The organism is Streptomyces sp. NPDC034670, assembly GCF_055574875.1.
Genome location: NZ_JBVITR010000088.1, coordinates 1 through 14022 on the forward strand (window position 1 = coordinate 1; position 14022 = coordinate 14022).

Annotated in this window: 13 protein-coding genes; 4 read left to right on the top strand and 9 right to left on the bottom strand. The window is 74.8% G+C overall.

What is annotated here, in order from left to right; all coding sequences use genetic code 11:
• Positions 1-285: 285 nt before the first annotated feature.
• The 4 genes from ACZ56B_RS31600 to ACZ56B_RS31615 all read right to left on the bottom strand — a co-directional run bounded on the left by ACZ56B_RS31600 (position 286) and on the right by ACZ56B_RS31615 (position 5458).
• Positions 286-1449, bottom strand: coding sequence for an MBL fold metallo-hydrolase (locus ACZ56B_RS31600; RefSeq protein ID WP_468798135.1), 1164 nt, complete (start codon positions 1447-1449; stop codon positions 286-288).
• On the bottom strand, positions 1446-2693 hold the full coding sequence (locus ACZ56B_RS31605; RefSeq protein WP_468798171.1) for an aminotransferase class I/II-fold pyridoxal phosphate-dependent enzyme: 1248 nt from the start codon (positions 2691-2693) through the stop codon (positions 1446-1448). The genes ACZ56B_RS31600 and ACZ56B_RS31605 overlap by 4 nt, the downstream gene beginning before the upstream one ends.
• Before the next feature lie 574 nt (positions 2694-3267).
• The gene (locus ACZ56B_RS31610) at positions 3268-4071 is read right to left on the bottom strand and encodes an RNA polymerase sigma factor SigF (RefSeq protein WP_468798138.1); all 804 of its coding nucleotides are present in this window, start codon (positions 4069-4071) and stop codon (positions 3268-3270) included.
• 274 nt (positions 4072-4345) lie between these two features.
• Entirely contained in the window at positions 4346-5458 is a 1113-nt protein-coding gene (locus tag ACZ56B_RS31615; RefSeq protein WP_468798141.1) for a baeRF2 domain-containing protein, read from the bottom strand.
• A gap of 62 nt (positions 5459-5520) precedes the next feature.
• Here ACZ56B_RS31615 and ACZ56B_RS31620 point away from each other — a divergent pair, with 62 nt between their 5' ends.
• On the top strand, positions 5521-5808 hold the full coding sequence (locus tag ACZ56B_RS31620) for a DUF6158 family protein (protein WP_468798144.1): 288 nt from the start codon (positions 5521-5523) through the stop codon (positions 5806-5808).
• A gap of 130 nt (positions 5809-5938) precedes the next feature.
• Here ACZ56B_RS31620 and ACZ56B_RS31625 read toward each other — a convergent pair whose 3' ends face one another.
• The 4 genes from ACZ56B_RS31625 to ACZ56B_RS31640 all read right to left on the bottom strand — a co-directional run bounded on the left by ACZ56B_RS31625 (position 5939) and on the right by ACZ56B_RS31640 (position 10414).
• Positions 5939-6481, bottom strand: coding sequence for a type 1 glutamine amidotransferase domain-containing protein (locus ACZ56B_RS31625; protein ID WP_468798147.1), 543 nt, complete (start codon positions 6479-6481; stop codon positions 5939-5941).
• A 54-nt stretch (positions 6482-6535) separates the two neighbouring features.
• A complete protein-coding gene (locus ACZ56B_RS31630; RefSeq protein ID WP_468798150.1) occupies positions 6536-6961 on the bottom strand; it encodes a CBS domain-containing protein in 426 nt (141 codons plus the stop codon).
• 92 nt (positions 6962-7053) lie between these two features.
• Positions 7054-7446, bottom strand: coding sequence for a DUF2795 domain-containing protein (locus tag ACZ56B_RS31635; RefSeq protein ID WP_468798153.1), 393 nt, complete (start codon positions 7444-7446; stop codon positions 7054-7056).
• Positions 7447-8020: 574 nt separating this feature from the next.
• Positions 8021-10414, bottom strand: a complete 2394-nt coding sequence (locus ACZ56B_RS31640) for an ATP-binding cassette domain-containing protein (protein WP_468798156.1) — start codon at positions 10412-10414, stop codon at positions 8021-8023.
• Positions 10415-10568: 154 nt separating this feature from the next.
• On the opposite strand from ACZ56B_RS31640, the gene ACZ56B_RS31645 reads away from it, so the two are divergent.
• Positions 10569-10997 (top strand): helix-turn-helix transcriptional regulator, encoded by a 429-nt coding sequence (locus tag ACZ56B_RS31645; protein WP_468798159.1) that lies wholly within the window; start codon positions 10569-10571, stop codon positions 10995-10997.
• Between the two features lie 50 nt (positions 10998-11047).
• Here the strand turns inward: ACZ56B_RS31645 and ACZ56B_RS31650 are convergent, their stop codons facing one another.
• A complete protein-coding gene (locus ACZ56B_RS31650) occupies positions 11048-12667 on the bottom strand; it encodes an ABC-F family ATP-binding cassette domain-containing protein (protein WP_468798162.1) in 1620 nt (539 codons plus the stop codon).
• Between the two features lie 179 nt (positions 12668-12846).
• On the opposite strand from ACZ56B_RS31650, the gene ACZ56B_RS31655 reads away from it, so the two are divergent.
• Together ACZ56B_RS31655 and ACZ56B_RS31660 are read left to right on the top strand one after the other, a co-directional pair.
• Positions 12847-13668, top strand: coding sequence for a class I SAM-dependent methyltransferase (locus ACZ56B_RS31655; protein WP_468798165.1), 822 nt, complete (start codon positions 12847-12849; stop codon positions 13666-13668).
• 42 nt (positions 13669-13710) lie between these two features.
• Positions 13711-13881 carry a hydrophobic protein gene (locus tag ACZ56B_RS31660; RefSeq protein ID WP_468798168.1) on the top strand — a complete coding sequence of 57 codons (171 nt, stop codon included), beginning with the start codon at positions 13711-13713 and terminating at the stop codon, positions 13879-13881.
• The last annotated feature ends 141 nt before the right edge of the window (positions 13882-14022 follow it).

The window sequence follows — 14022 nt, forward strand, 5'->3', positions numbered from 1 at the left end:
CCTGCCCGCCTCCCCGACCCACTCACCCATCACCACGAAACGAGTCTGGCCCCGCCGCTCGCGCGGCGGGGCCAGAACCCCAAGATCTTCATGAGTCTTCTAGGGCCTGTCGTTTGGATCAGCCTGGCTGTGGCCGACGGTGCGTCTCGGTCGAGCCGAGCGGGGTCTGGTGCGTGCAGATGCAAGGCGGAGAAGGGAGTCGACGCGGAGCGTCGGCGACCGACGACAACGCGGCAGATGTGCGCACCGGACCCCGCGACGCCAGGGTGATCCAAACGACAGGCTCTAGCGCAGGATCCGGGAGCCGCCCACCGGGAGGTCCCACAGGCGCTCGCGGGGCAGGCCCGCCTTCTCCCAGGCGGCGCGGACGCGGGTGAGGGGCTCCAGGACCGGTTCCGCGGACAGGACGAAGGTCGCCCAGTGCATGGGGGCCATGTGGCGTGCGCCCAGGTCCTGTGCGGCGCGCACCGCCTCCTCGGGGTCGCAGTGGACGTCGCGGAGCCACCAGCGCGGCTCGTAGGCGCCGATGGGCAGCAGGGCGAGGTCGATGCCGGGGTAGCGGCGGCCGATGCGGGAGAACCAGTGGCCGTAGCCGGTGTCGCCGGCGAAGTAGACGCGCTGCCCCTCGCCGTCGGTGAGCACCCAGCCGCCCCACAGCGAGCGGCAGGTGTCGACGAGGGTGCGCTTGGACCAGTGGTGGGCGGGCACGAAGTCGAAGCGGACGCCCGCCCGTCGCCCGCCACCGCCCTCGGCCGAGGCGCCTTCGGCGCCGCCCCTTGGATGCAGTTCGGCCGCCTCCCACCAGTCCAGTTCGGTGACGCGGGTGAACTTGCGGCGGTGGAACCAGCGGGCGAGCCCGGCCGGCGCGAACACCGGGGTGTCGCGCGGGAGCCGGCGCAGGGTGGGGGCGTCGAGGTGGTCGTAGTGGTTGTGGCTGATGACGACCGCGTCGACGCGCGGCAGCGCCTGCCAGGGGACGCCGACCGGGGTGACGCGGGCCGGGGTGCCGAGGATCCGGCGGGACCAGACGGGGTCGGTGAGCACGGTCAGACCGCCGATCCGCACGACCCAGCTGGCGTGCCCCGCCCAGGTGACCGCGACCGTGCGGGCGTCGACGCGGGGCAGCGGGCCGGGGGCGTACGGCAGCCTGGGTATGTCGGCGAGGCCCTCGCGTCCCGGTCGTACGGCGCCCTCGCGGGCGAAGCGGGCCAGGGCCCCGAGACCGGGCAGCGGGGCGGTCAGCCGGTCGTGGAAGGTGCGCGGCCACACCCGGCGCTCGGCGAGCGGGCGGGGCTCGGCCGGCGGGGGGTGAGGGGCCCCGAAGACCCCGGGGAGGGAGGAGGGGCCGGCCGGGCCTCGGTGGCCGGCCTCCGGAGCGGTCGTGGCCGCGCCCCCGGCCCCGGTCGTTCTCCCGGCCGTGTCCACGGTCGGATCGGACTGCTGCGTCATCGAGGAGGCTCCCCTCGCCGAGCGTCGTCGTGGAGATCGTCGAAGACCGACTTCAGGTGCATCAACGCACTCTGCACGTGCGGCAGTTCCAGCGGATCGGGGGCGCCGAGGCATTCCGCGCGCCGCTGCGCGGTGTCGCCGAGCAGGGGCGCGGTGGACAGCCGTACGCGCGGGGCCTCCAGGTCGTCGCCGAAGCGGTGGCCGCCCGGCGCGGGCATGCCGAGCCGGGCGGTGAGGAAGTCCTCCAGGTCCTGGGCGTCGCCGACGCCGTGCGCGGCGAGCGCGGGGGCCAGGGGCGTGAGGTCGACGTACAGGTGCCGTCCGCACTGCGGGGGCCGGGCCACGGCCCCCGCGGCGACGACGGCGTGGTGCGCGGCGGCGGCCACGCGCGCGTGCAGGCGCACCGCGCCGGCGACGCGTGCGGCGACCGGCTCCGGTTCGGACAGCGCGTACGCCGCCGCCGCGGCCACGGGGGCCGCGACGCGTGCGTCGAGGGCGGTGAGCACGTCCAGCACGCGGGCGTGGAGGGCGTTGCCCTCCTCGCCGGCCGGGAAGCGGGCGACGGCGGCCGGCCAGCCCGGCGGGAGCAGGGCGCCCGCCAGGTCGGTGACGGCGGTGACCCGCTCGGGCAGCATCTCGGCGGGGCTGAGCAGCACGGTGTCGCGCGGGGCGTGCAGGGTGTCCCGCCAGGTCTCGTCACTGACCAGGTGCAGCCCCTGGCCGACGGCGGCCTCGAGGGTCTCGTGCAGCAGCCCGGGCGGGGCGACGGTGGCGGTGGGGTCGTCGGCGACGGAGAGCACCAGCAGGCGCGGGTCGCCGCCCTCGGCGCGGACCCGGCGCACGGTCTCCAGCAGGGCGTACGGGTCGGGGATGCCTCCGTTCTCGGCCGGGGTCGGCACGGAGAAGGCGGGTCTGCCGAGCAGACGGGCGGAGGGGGCCCACCAGGCGGCACAGGGCCGGGGCACCAGCACGTCGCCGCCGAGGACGGCGGCCAGGGCCACCAGCAGGGCGGGGGCCCCGGGAGCGACAGCCACCCGGTCGGGGGCGGCGGGCAGGCCGCGCCGGTCGCCGTGGCCGCAGGCGGCGTCCAGCAGGGCGGGGCCGCCGCCCACCGGCTCGGCACCGGCCCGGGACGCCGCCGCGGCGAGGACGGCGGACAGCTCGGGCAGGACGGGGAGTCCGTCCTCGGGGATCGACGGCCCGAAGCGGAGGGGGCCGTGGCCCGCCGGGTCCGTCCGCCGCATCCGTACCTCCGCGCAGTCCGTGGTGCCGTGCACCGGTGCCCGCTCGCGCCTTTCGGCTCGGCCTATGGGTACCCCGCACGCCGCCGGACATGAGCGGTGGACCGGGTCGTGCGGATCACGGCTCGGGGGGCGGCGGCCGGGGAAGGGCGCCGGGCGCCGGCCGGGAGGGGGCCGTGCCGGGGCCGGGGCACAGGGGGGCTACCCCCACGCGGGCGGCCCCCTGTGCCCCGTCCCCCGGAGCCCCGTCGCCCGGTCCGGGCACCGCGGGCGCGGCCGTGCGGGCGTGCCGGGGGCGGGGCCGGTGGGGCGGCGGGAGACGGGGCGCGGGCGGTGCGGCGCATGCTGCGGGCTCCTTCGGGCGACGGCGGGGCACGGTGGTCGCGCCCGGCGGCCGCGCGGGCTCCCCGGGCGCGTCCGACGGAGGGGGCGGGGCGCTCCCGCGCGTCCGGGCGCGCGGGAGCGCGCCCCACGGCCATCACAGCCCGCCCGCCGCCGTGCCGCGCGTGCCCGTCCCCCATCGGCGGGACGGGCACGCGCGAACGGGTGAAGGACCGCGCCGGACGCCCGGCCGCGCCTACGCGCCGTCGTCCTGGTCCCGCATGACCTGCTCCCGGACCCGGCCGCAGCAACGGCTGATCAGCCGGGAGACGTGCATCTGGGAGATGCCCAGCTCCTCGGCGATGCTGCTCTGGGTCATGTCGCCGAAGAAGCGCATGTAGAGGATGGCCTGCTCGCGTTCCGGCAGGGCGGCGAGGCGTTCCCGCACGGCCTCGCGGTCGACCACCGTGTCCAGCGCCGGGTCGGGCGCGCCGAGGGTGTCGCCGAGCGAGTAGCCGTCGTCGCCGCTGGTCAGTTCGGCGTCCAGGGACAGCGCGGTGAAGCTGTCCAGCGCCTCCTGCCCCGCGCGGACCTCCTCCTCGCTCAGGCCGGTGTGCTCGGCGATCTCGGCCACCGCCGGCGGACGGCCGGAGCCGGTCGGGGACAGTTCCTGCGTGGCGGCCCGGACACGGTGGCGCAGTTCCTGCACCCGGCGGGGCACGTGCAGGGTCCACATGTGGTCGCGGAAGTGCCGCTTGATCTCTCCGGTGATGGTCGGCACGGCGTAGCTCTCGAAGGCGTTGCCGAGGTCGGGGTCGTACCGGTCGACGGCCTTGACCAGGCCGAGCGCGGCGACCTGGCGCAGGTCGTCGAAGCTCTCGCCGCGGCTGCGGAACCGTCCGGCGAGGCGGTCGGCCATGGGCAGCCACGCCTCCACGACGTCGGCGCGCAGGGCGTCGCGCTCCGCGCCGGGGGGCAGCACGGCCAGTCTGCGGAAGGCGTCCGCGGTGTCGGGGGCGTCGTCGTGCGGATGGTGCCTGGTGCTCGCTCGGGTCGGCATGGTGCGTCGCAACTCCCTCGGAGTGCTCGGGGACGGACGGTCACCGTGGAGAGCGCACCCGCGTGCGGGGGCAGGCGTCCCGGGACGTGGTGCCGCTGCCCCACGGGCGTGCCTGCTGTCCGAAGCACTGGGAGTGCGCCTGCCCGCGCTCTCCCCCCGCAAACCCGCTCGCGCCGCGCCCTCGCCGTTCCCGCGCCGTGCCCGCGGCGACGGGCCTCCCGGCGGTCCGCGCCGGAAGGCCCGTCCGGCTTCCGCCTCCGGGCACCGCCGCGGCTCACTTCCAGCGCAGCAGCGCCCCCAGTCCGCCCACCGGCGCGTCGTCCCGCACGTCCGACGCGGCGTTCACCGACAGCACGGAGGCGTCCGACGCGACCACCGACCGGATCAGCGCGTCGTCGGCGCGGGCCGCCCACGACTGCTGCTCACCGAGGATCTTCAGCTCGGTGCGCCGCACCGCCAGCTGGTCCGGTTCCTCCCCGATCCACACCTCGCGGTGCGCGTCCGGCCCGTCCGGCCGGATCAGCAGTTCGTCGATGCGGTGTTCGCGCGCTGCCTCCACCAGGGCCGGGACTCCCTCCACCGCACCCGTGCGGCCCTCGTCGTCCGGGGTGCGGGCGGCCAGGAACCGCTCCAGCTCCGCCGCGGCCCGCTCACGGACGTGCTCCGCGCGGATCCGTTCCACGTCCGCGTCGAGCAGCCTGCTGCCGGCGCCGTGCCGGGCCTCGGCCACCAGGTCGTGCAGCCGCTGCGGGAGCCGCTCGCGCACGGAGCGGCGCTCGCGGTCGTCGCCGACCAGGATCAGCAGATCGGCCCCGGTCTCCTCCTGGCACACGGTGAGCGCGTCGGCGATCTCCGCGGCGTTGTGCTCCCAGGTGTTCTCCACCCGCAGCTGGAAGTGGCGCTCCGACCAGTCGGCGCTGCTGGTCCGGTGGATCGGCCACTGGCGTCCGGTGACACCCCCGGCGTCGTCCCGGCCGAGCGCGCTGCGCAGCTCGAAGTCCGCGCCCTTGCGGTCGACGTAGGCCACCACGCACACGGGGTCCTCACCGGCCAGCTCCAGCAGCGGCGCGACCCTGGGCAGCGGTGCCCACTGCGCCCAGTCGCCCTGCGGGGCGCGGGCCAGCGGCGGGTCGAGCACCACCTCGCCGTCCCGGGCGAACAGGGCGCGGCCGTGCGGTTCGGAGGAGCGCCGCAGTTCCTCGAGGGCGCGGCGCACCGCGTCGCAGGTCGCCTCGTCCGCGCCCTGGTCGGCCAGTTCCCGGGCCATCGCCCGGGCCGTCAGGTCCCGCTCGTGGGGGGTGTTCTCCGTGTGCCGGGAGGTGTCGACGTAGACGGAGGCCCAGGGGCCGGGACGTTCGTAGAGTGGATGCAGGAATGCGAGTTCCATGGCTCCCTCCCGGTTGCCGTTCGAAGTGGTGCCGGTATCGGCCGGGTGGGTACCCGGACCGCATGAACGCACACGACGAGCGGGACACCACGATGACCGGAGTGGAACCGAGCCGCCTGGACGACCAGCAGCTCATGAAGGAGCTGGAGACCATCCACCGCACGCGTCACGACACGCTGCTGTACGGGTCCAACGACGCGCTGCGGGTCCACAACGAGCGGATGGCACAGCTGGAGGGCGAGTACCTGCGCCGCAACCCGGACCGCCCGGTGGCCGCCGGCCGCACCCGCGAGGGCGCCCGGGAACGGACCGGCGCGGACACCGCGGCTCCCACGACTCCGGGCACCTGACCGCGCGCCGCGCCCGTGCGGACACGTGGGGGTCCGCACGGGCGGTGGACCCCCGGACGGGCGGCGGCCACCCGACGCGTGCCGGGTGGCCGCCGCCCGTCCGGACCTCTCGGGCTCCCTCGGAGCCCCCTCAGCCCTTCTCCGCCCCGAACACCTCCAGGTACGCCTCGCAGAACGCCTTGAGGTCGTCCGGCTTGCGGCTGGTGACCAGCTTGTTGGGCCCGTGGTCGCAGATCTTCACCTGCTCGTCGACCCAGGTCCCGCCGGCGTTGCGGATGTCGGTCCGCAGGCTCGGCCAGCTGGTCAGCACCCGGTCCCGGAGCACGTCCGCCTCGATCAGGGTCCAGGGGGCGTGGCAGATCGCGGCGACCGGCCGCCCCTGCTCGAAGAAGTCCCGCACGAACGCCACGGCCTTCTCGTCCGTGCGCAGGAAGTCCGGGTTGGCCACCCCGCCCGGCAGCACCAGCCCGTCGAAGGAGTCGGCCGACGTCTCGCTGACGACCTCCTGCACGGGGAAGGTGTCCGCCTTGTCGAGGTGGTCGAACGCCTGGATCTTGCCCGGCTGCGTCGAGACGAGCACGGGTTCGTGACCGGCGTCCACGGCCGCCTGCCACGGCTCGGTCAGCTCGACCTGCTCGACGCCCTCGGGCGCGGTCAGGAATGCGATGCGCATGGGGTTCCCTTTCCTTTCGTTCGGCTCGTCCGCTCGTTCACTGGTTCGGTTCGTTCAGTTGTTCTCGTCCGGTTCCGCGCGGCTGATGTCGGCCAGCGCCGATCCGGGGTCCCGCGCCCGGGCCAGGTCGCCGAGGCTCACCAGCCCGACGGGCAGGCCGTTCTCGACGACCGGGACCCGGCGGACGGCGTGCTCCCGCATCAGCGCGACGGCCGAGGACACCGGATCGTCCGGGGCGAGCGTCACCGGGTCCGGGGTGCACACCGACCCGACGCTCACGGCGAGCGGGTCCGCGCCCTCGGCGACCGCCCGGACCGCGATGTCACGGTCGGTGAGCAGGCCGACCACCCGTTGCCCTTCGGCCACCACCACGTCGCCGATGTTCTGGCTGCGCATCAGCTGCGCCGCCTCGACGAGCGAGGCGCCCGGGCGCACGGCGACCACGCCCGGGGTCATCACGTCCTTGACCAACTCGGCCATGACCGAGGCCTTCCCTCCGCTCCCCGGCCGCGGGGCGGCGCGCCCGGCCCGGTCCGAGGGACGGTCCGGGCGCGGTGCCCCGGCGGGCCGGTTCAGGCGTTCTCCGTCTCCCGTGACCGGGTCAGCGCCTCGGCCAGTTCCTGCACGTTGCCGTAGCGGGCCTTTCGCGGCAGTCGCTCCAGCGCCTCGACGAGCGCGTCGGGCGCGTGCCGCCGGTCCAGCGCGCGCATCAGTTCGCGCGGTCCCGCGGGGAACGCCCCGCGGCCCAGGATCCTGGCCAGTTCCAGTCGGAGCGACTCCATCGACGTCGGTCCGCGGCCCGGTGTCACCGGTCCGTACATGACCTCCGGGTCGTCGTCGGCGGCCGGCTCCGGGTCGTTCCACTCCTCGGTGCGGGTGGGGTGCCCGGACCTGAGCAGACCCTGCAGTTCGTGCTTCATCTCGTCGTCGCGGTGGACGCTCAGCCGGTCGTTGCCTCGCTGCATGTCTCCCTCCAGACCTTCGGGGGTCCGCACCGCGTACCCGGCCGGCGGGCACCGACACCGGCTTCGGACGACGGATCGCCGCCGCCCCGGTTCGACCGCCGGACGGCGGGTGACCCGGGGCACCCGCTCGCCGCGTGCCTCCTGGAAGGGACCGGCCGTGGTGGTGCTCGCCGTGCTCGTCCGCCCGCTGATGCCCGGCGTGCTCCGCCCGCTCGTGCTCGGCGTGCTGCCGGCGCCGGGCCGCTACGAGGACCCGGTGCTGCCGTCCCGGCGGCCGGAGGCCGGCGAGTCCGCCGCCGGCCCGCCGACGGCCTGGTCGGGACCGGCCCACCGGTGTCCCGGCCGCGGACGGGCCGTGAGGGCCTGCCGGGCGGTGGGGGTCGTGCGGGACGGCGCCGGTGAGGCCCCGGTCGGTGGGGCCGGGGGCGACCGGTGGTGCCCGGGTCCGTTCGGTCGCCCCCGGGCCGGCGGTGCGGGTGGACGGTGGGGTCGGCGCCGGGGAGCACCCGCTCGGCGGGCGGCCGCGCGCCCGGGATCCCGGGGTCCGCCCACGGGCCGTGGGCGGACCCCGGCCTCAGGCCCCGACGTAGGCCGCGAGGTGCTCGCCGGTGAGGGTGGAGCGGGCGGCGACGAGGTCGGCGGGGGTGCCCTCGAAGACGATCCGGCCGCCGTCGTGACCGGCGCCGGGACCGAGGTCGATGATCCAGTCGGCGTGCGCCATGACCGCCTGGTGGTGCTCGACGACGATGACCGTCCTGCCGGAGTCGACGAGCCGGTCGAGCAGGCCGAGGAGCTGCTCGACGTCGGCGAGGTGGAGCCCGGTGGTCGGCTCGTCGAGGATGTAGACGCCGCCCTTGTCCCCCATGTGGGTGGCCAGCTTGAGCCGCTGCCGCTCGCCGCCGGACAGGGTGGTGAGCGGCTGGCCGAGGGTGAGGTAGCCGAGTCCGACGTCGGCGAGCCGGCCGAGGATCCGGTGGGCGGCCGGGGTGCGGGCCGCACCGGCGCCGAAGAACTCCTCGGCCTCGGTCACCGGCATCGCCAGCACCTCGCTGATGTCCTTGCCGCCGAGGGTGTACTCCAGGACGGACGCCTGGAACCGCCTCCCCTCGCACTCCTCGCAGGTGGTGGCGGTGCCGGCCATCATCCCCAGGTCGGTGTAGACGACGCCGGCGCCCTTGCAGGTGGGGCAGGCGCCCTCGGAGTTGGCGCTGAACAGCGCCGGTTTCACGCCGTTGGCCTTGGCGAACGCCTTGCGGACCGGGTCGAGCAGCCCGGTGTACGTCGCCGGGTTGCTCCGGCGCGAGCCGCGGATCGGCGCCTGGTCGACGGACACCACGCCCTCCGAGGCCGGGAGGGAGCCGTGGACGAGCGAGCTCTTGCCGGAGCCGGCGACGCCGGTGACGACGCAGAGCACGCCGAGCGGGATGTCGACGTCGACGCCGCGCAGGTTGTTGGCCGTCGCGCCGCGGATCCGCAGCGCCCCGGTGGGCTCGCGCACCGTCTCCTTGAGCGCGGCGCGGTCGTCGAGGTGGCGGCCGGTCACGGTGCCGCTGGCCCGCAGCCCTTCCACGGTGCCCTCGAAGCAGACGGTGCCGCCCGCCGTGCCGGCGCCCGGGCCGAGGTCGACGACGTGGTCGGCGATGGCGATCGTCTCCGGCTTGTGCTCCACCACGAGCACCGTGTTGCCCTTGTCCCGCAGCCGCAGCAGCAGGTTGTTCATCCGCTGGATGTCGTGCGGGTGCAGGCCGGCGGTGGGCTCGTCGAAGACGTAGGTGACGTCGGTGAGCGAGGAGCCGAGGTGGCGGATCATCTTCACGCGCTGCGCCTCGCCGCCGGAGAGCGTGCCCGCGGCCCGGTCGAGCGAGAGGTAGCCGAGGCCGATCTCCACGAACGAGTCGAGGGTGTGCTGCAGCGCGGTCAGCAGGGGGGCGACCGAGGGCTCGTCGAGGCCCCGGACCCATGCGGCCAGGTCGCGGATCTCCATCGCGCAGGCGTCGGCGATGCTGACCTCGCCGATGCGCGACGACCGGGCCGCCTCGCTGAGCCGGGTCCCGTCGCAGTCGGGGCAGTCGGTGAAGGTCACCGCCCGGTCCACGAAGGCCCGCACGTGCGGCTGCATCGACTCCCGGTCCTTGGCGAGGAACGACTTCTGGATCTTCGGGATCAGTCCCTCGTAGGTGAGGTTGACGCCGTTGACCTTCACCTTGGTCGGCTCGCGGTACAGGAAGTCGTACCGCTCCTTGTCGGTGTACTCGCGGATCGGCTTGTCCGGGTCGAAGAAGCCCGACTCGACGATGACCCGCACCACCCAGCCGTCCCCGGTGTAGGTGGGGATGGTGAACGGGTTCTCGGAGAGCGACCTGGAGTCGTCGTAGAGCTGGGTGAGGTCGATGTCGGAGACCTTGCCGCGGCCCTCGCAGCGCGTGCACATGCCGCCGGTGCGGGTGAAGGACACCTTCTCGGTCCTGGTCCTCTCGGCGCCGCGGTCGACCGTGAACCCGCCGCTGGCGCTCACCGAGGCCACGTTGAAGGAGTACGCGGCGGGCGGTCCGACGTGCGGCTTCCCGAGCCGGCTGAAGAGGATGCGCAGCATCGCGTTGGCGTCGGTGGCGGTGCCGACCGTGGAGCGGGGGTCGGAGCCCATCCGCTGCTGGTCGACGGTGATCGCGGTGGTCAGCCCGTCGAGCACGTCGACCTCGGGCCGGGCCAGGGTCGGCATGAAGCCCTGCACGAAGGCGCTGTAGGTCTCGTTGATCAACCGCTGCGACTCCGCGGCGATCGTGTCGAACACCAGCGAGCTCTTGCCCGAGCCGGACACCCCGGTGAACACGGTCAGCCGGCGTTTGGGGATCTCGATGCTGACGTCCTTGAGGTTGTTCTCGCGCGCGCCGTGCACGCGGATCAGGTCGTGGCTGTCGGCGGCGTGCGGCGCGGGCGCCTGCGCGTCCGTCCTCGTGGCCTCGCTCATCGTCTCCCCATCTGTCACCGGTGGAACCGTCTTCGTCGGGCGTCTCGTCGCGGCCACGCTAGCCGCCGCCCGGTGGCGCGCGCTTCTCCGTTCCTGATCCGTCCGGCCCGGCCGGCCGCGCCCCCGGGCCGCGGCACCGTGGGAGACTGGCGGGATGCGACGGCAGGACCTCGACGACCTGGTGCGGCTGCGCCGGGCCCGCGACCGGATGGACCGTGACTACGCCGAGCCGCTGGACGTCCCGGCGCTGGCGCGCGACGCCCTGATGTCGCCGGGGCACTTCTCCCGCAGCTTCCGCGCTGCCTTCGGCGAGACGCCCTACAGCTACCTGATGACCCGTCGCATCGAGCGGGCCAAGGCGCTGCTGCGGCGCGGCGACCTCACGGTGACCGAGGTCTGCGTGGCGGTCGGCTGCACCTCGCTGGGCTCCTTCAGCTCGCGCTTCACCGAGCTCGTCGGCGAGAGCCCGAGTGCCTACCGGGCCCGCGACCACGGCGACGGCGCCGCCCTCCCGGCCTGCATGGCCAAGATCCACACGCGGCCGGTCAGGAACGGGGAGGGCGCCCCCGCGGGCCCGGTCTGATCCGCGCGGGAGGTCCCGGCCGCCCGGCGGTCACCGCCGGGCGGGGCCTCCTACCGTGCCCGCTCCACCCGGCGTTCGTCCCACACCGGTTCCGGGGTCTCCCTGACCCGGCCGTCGCTGCCGAAGACCAGGAAGCGGTCGAAGGAACGGGCGAACCAGCGGTCGTGCGTCACCGCGAGGACCGTGCCCTCGAACGACTCCAGGCCCTCCTGCAGCGCCTCGGCGGACTCCAGGTCGAGGTTGTCCGTCGGTTCGTCGAGCAGCAGCGCCGTGACGCCCCGGAGCTCCAGCAGCAGGATCTGGAAACGGGCCTGCTGGCCGCCGGACAGCCGCTCGAAGGTCTGCTCGGCCTGACCGGTCAGCTCGTAGCGGCGCAGCCGGGACATGGCGGCGCCCCGGTCCTGGGAGTGCTCCTCCCACAGGATGTCCAGGAGCGTGCGGCCCTCCAGCTCGGGGTGCGCGTGGGTCTGCGCGAAGTGTCCGGGCACGACGCGCGCGCCGAGGCGCCACCCGCCCGTGTGGGCCACGTCCTCCCCGGCCAGCAGGCGCAGGAAGTGCGACTTGCCGGAGCCGTTGGAGCCGAGCACGGCGACGCGCTCGCCGTAGAACACCTCCAGGTCGAAGGGTTTCATCAGACCGGTGAGTTCGAGCCGCTCGCAGGTGACCGCGCGCACCCCGGTGCGGCCGCCCTTCAGGCGCATCCTGATGTCCTGCTCGCGCGGCGGCTCCGGCGGGGGCCCGGCCTCCTCGAACTTGCGCAGCCGGGTCTGGGCCGCCCGGTAGCGGGAGGCCATGTCGTCGCTGTTCGAGGCGGCCTGCCGCAGGGTCAGCACGAGCTTCTTGAGCTGGGCGTGCTTCTCGTCCCAGCGCCTGCGCAGCTCCTCGAAGCGGGCGAAGCGCTCGCGGCGGGCCTCGTGGTACGTGGCGAAGCCGCCGCCGTGCACCCAGGCGTCGGCGCCGGCGGGTCCGGGTTCGAGGGAGACGATGCGCCGGGCGGCGCGGGCGAGGAGTTCGCGGTCGTGGGAGACGAACAGCACGGTCTTGCGGGTCTCCTCGAGCCGCTCCTCCAGCCAGCGCTTGCCGGGCACGTCGAGGTAGTTGTCCGGCTCGTCGAGGAGGAGGACCTCGTCGGTGCCGCGCAGCAGGGCCTCGAGGACCAGGCGCTTCTGCTCACCGCCGGAGAGGGTGCGCACCTGGCGCCACTGCGCCTTCTCGTACGGGACGCCCAGCGCGGCGGTGGTGCAGATGTCCCACAGCGTCTCCGCCTCGTAGCCGCGGGCCTCGGCCCAGTCGGCCAGGGCCTGCGCGTAGCGGAGCTGGGCGGCCTCGTCGTCCACCGTCATGATGGCGTGCTCGGCCTCGTCGACGGCGCGGGCCGCCTCGCGGACGCGGGGCACGGCCACCGAGACGAGGAGGTCGCGCACGGTCGTCTCGTCCCGTACGGAGCCGATGAACTGGCGCATGACGCCGAGGCCGCCGGTGACGGTGACGGATCCGCCGTGCGGCTTCAGTTCGCCGGACAGGAGGCGGAGCAGGGTCGTCTTGCCCGCGCCGTTCGGGCCGACCAGGGCCGTGACGGCCCCTTCCCCCACCCGGAAGGACACATCGCCCAGGAGCGCCCTCCCGTCGGGGAGGTGGTACTCCAGGTGCGCGGCTTCCAGGTGACCCATGGCAGCCGATTGTGCGGGCCGCCGGGGTGGGCCGCAAACGGTTTTCGCCCCGCTCCTCCCCCTCCGCCCCCGTTCCGCCCGCACGACCGTTGACCAGCATGCGGGACGGGGGTCTCACGATGCGGCCGCATCGTCTACGGTGGCGACCGTCCCCACGAGGAGAGAAGGGGTGGCCCACCATGCCTCGGGAGCGGGAGACCGCCGTCTACACGCACGGGCACCACGAGTCGGTGCTGCGCTCGCACACCTGGCGGACCGCCGCCAACTCGGCGGCGTACCTCCTGGGGGCGCTGAAGCCCCGCATGCGGGTCCTGGACGTCGGGTGCGGGCCCGGCACCATCACCGCCGACCTGGCCGCGCTCGTTCCCGACGGGCACGTCACCGGTCTCGAACGGGAGCCGGGCGTACTGGAGCGGGCCCGGGCCGTGGCCGGCGAACGGGGCCTGACGAACGTCGGCTTCACGGTGGGCGACGTGCACGCGCTGGACTTCCCGGACGACACGTTCTGCGTGGTCCACGCCCACCAGGTCCTCCAGCACGTCGGCGACCCGGTGCGGGCGCTGCGGGAGATGAGGCGGGTGACGAGGCCGGGCGGGATCGTCGCGGTCCGGGACTCGGACTACGCGGCGATGACCTGGTACCCCCCGTCCCCCGGCCTGGACGACTGGCTGGAGCTGTACCGGCGGGTGGCCCGGGCCAACGGGGGCGAGCCGGACGCCGGCCGGCGGCTGAAGTCCTGGGCGCTCGCGGCGGGGTTCACGGACGTCACCGCGTCCTCGGCGACCTGGACGTTCTCCACCCCCGAGGAGCGGGCCTGGTGGAGCGGCCTGTGGGCGGACCGCACCGTGGCGTCGGCCTCTGCCGGACAGGCCGTCGAGGGGGGCCACGCCACCCGCGGGGAGCTGCGGGCGGTGGCCGGGGCCTGGCGGGAGTGGGGCACGCGGGACGACGGCTGGTTCAGCGTGCTGCACGGGGAGGTCCTCTGCCGCAAGGAGGCCTGAACCGCGGTTTCCGGGACATCAGGAGGGCAGGAGGTTGACGCCATGGTTCCCATTCTGCTCGTTCTGCTCCTGGCCCTGGTCCTCTTCGGCGCCGGATTCGCGGTGAAGGTGCTCTGGTGGATCGCCCTGGCCGTCCTGGTCCTGTGGCTGCTGGGATTCTTCGTGCGCGGTACGACGGCGGGCGGCGGAAGGGGCCGCTGGTATCGATGGTGACGTGAAGGAATGCCCCCGGGACCGGGTCCCGGGGGCATTCCCGGGAGATGCTCCTATGGATGTCAAGCGGCTTCGGCGAGGTCGCTTCGGGCGGTGTTGCGGCCAGGGTGCGTCATGCGGAGTGACCTCACGAGGACGCGG

Coding starts and splice junctions, on each gene's coding strand:
- ACZ56B_RS31650 (WP_468798162.1), bottom strand. CDS start 12,667: ATGGGTCACCTGGAAGCCGCGCACCTGGAGTACCACCTCCCCGACGGG.
- ACZ56B_RS31660 (WP_468798168.1), top strand. CDS start 13,711: ATGGTTCCCATTCTGCTCGTTCTGCTCCTGGCCCTGGTCCTCTTCGGC.
- ACZ56B_RS31645 (WP_468798159.1), top strand. CDS start 10,569: ATGCGACGGCAGGACCTCGACGACCTGGTGCGGCTGCGCCGGGCCCGC.
- ACZ56B_RS31605 (WP_468798171.1), bottom strand. CDS start 2,693: ATGCGGCGGACGGACCCGGCGGGCCACGGCCCCCTCCGCTTCGGGCCG.
- ACZ56B_RS31600 (WP_468798135.1), bottom strand. CDS start 1,449: ATGACGCAGCAGTCCGATCCGACCGTGGACACGGCCGGGAGAACGACC.
- ACZ56B_RS31615 (WP_468798141.1), bottom strand. CDS start 5,458: ATGGAACTCGCATTCCTGCATCCACTCTACGAACGTCCCGGCCCCTGG.
- ACZ56B_RS31610 (WP_468798138.1), bottom strand. CDS start 4,071: ATGCCGACCCGAGCGAGCACCAGGCACCATCCGCACGACGACGCCCCC.
- ACZ56B_RS31635 (WP_468798153.1), bottom strand. CDS start 7,446: ATGCAGCGAGGCAACGACCGGCTGAGCGTCCACCGCGACGACGAGATG.
- ACZ56B_RS31625 (WP_468798147.1), bottom strand. CDS start 6,481: ATGCGCATCGCATTCCTGACCGCGCCCGAGGGCGTCGAGCAGGTCGAG.
- ACZ56B_RS31655 (WP_468798165.1), top strand. CDS start 12,847: ATGCCTCGGGAGCGGGAGACCGCCGTCTACACGCACGGGCACCACGAG.
- ACZ56B_RS31640 (WP_468798156.1), bottom strand. CDS start 10,414: ATGAGCGAGGCCACGAGGACGGACGCGCAGGCGCCCGCGCCGCACGCC.
- ACZ56B_RS31630 (WP_468798150.1), bottom strand. CDS start 6,961: ATGGCCGAGTTGGTCAAGGACGTGATGACCCCGGGCGTGGTCGCCGTG.
- ACZ56B_RS31620 (WP_468798144.1), top strand. CDS start 5,521: ATGAACGCACACGACGAGCGGGACACCACGATGACCGGAGTGGAACCG.